This is a genomic window from Kitasatospora nipponensis (assembly GCF_039528135.1).
Taxonomy (GTDB): Bacteria; Actinomycetota; Actinomycetes; order Streptomycetales; family Streptomycetaceae; genus Kitasatospora; species Kitasatospora nipponensis.
The window spans coordinates 1-946 of the sequence record NZ_BAAALF010000548.1 but is presented as its reverse complement, the minus strand read 5'-3'; the positions used below and the strand labels follow the sequence as shown (position 1 = coordinate 946).

The window sequence follows — 946 nt, the reverse complement described above, 5'->3', positions numbered from 1 at the left end:
CATCAAGGAGACCTTCGTCCCGCCGACCGACTACCGCTATCCGCACATGGGCTGAGGACGGATTGGACATGGTGTCCAGGACGGCCCGATCTTCCTACGGGTTTGCTCCTCCCTGTCCCCTGACACCTTCGTTTCCTCCGGTTAGGCTGACTGGCGTCGTCGGGTTTCGGCCGCAGGCCAATGTTTCGTGATACCCGGACGAACGTCGCGTCATGCGTGCCATGACCGTCTTTCTTCCGGGCGATGCGGAAGGATTGCGGGTGGACCCGGCGATGGACCCGAACCACCACCGAGTCACGCAACGGCGCGCGACAGGAGCCAAACAGCCGAAGCGCACCCAGTCCAAGTCCATGGCCACATCATGCCCCATTCCGTGCAACCAACGGCACCCAGATCAAGCCTTTTGACCTGCGCTTAAGGCTCACGAAGGGGGCGCACGGGTTGCATGGTGCGCTCATTGCTTGTTCAGCGAGCGTGCATGGGTGTGGTTCAAGCGAGCCTAAATGCTTGCTCAGTGAGCCTTGCTGTGATTCTCTTCTCTTGTGACACCGAACGGCTCCGCAATCCGAAGCCTCCGCAGGGCTCGCGGAATGAGCCTTCGGCAGCTCTCCGTCATCACTGGCTACAACCGGGGGTACCTCTCGCGAGTCGAGCGACGCCTGGCCGGCGCCAGTGACCACACACTTCGCGGCATCGCCGAGGCACTTGAGGTGCCCGTTGCAGCCATCAACAGAGAGGAAGCGCCGTGACCGAGCTCGCCGAGCCCCCGGTTCTTACTGCCGCCGACCGGCTCCGGCTCTACACGCCGGAGGAGGTGATCGGGATGAAGCTCCTCGCGCACAGCGTCCGGACCCTGAAGGACCTCGCCTACGCCAGGGAGATCCCGCACACGAGGAGTGCCGGGAAGGTCATGTTCCGTCTCGACCACATCTTGAAAATCCAGCTG

The 946-nt window shown here is 62.7% G+C and carries 1 protein-coding gene and 1 pseudogene; both read left to right on the top strand.

Annotated elements, in window-relative coordinates; all coding sequences use genetic code 11:
• Positions 1 to 542 precede the first annotated feature (542 nt).
• The gene (locus ABD323_RS46165) at positions 543 to 749 is read left to right on the top strand and encodes a helix-turn-helix domain-containing protein (protein WP_313068639.1); all 207 of its coding nucleotides are present in this window, start codon (positions 543 to 545) and stop codon (positions 747 to 749) included.
• A pseudogene (locus tag ABD323_RS41805) lies at positions 746 to 946 on the top strand (hypothetical protein); the annotation flags it as partial. The gene ABD323_RS46165 and the pseudogene ABD323_RS41805, both read left to right, overlap by 4 nt.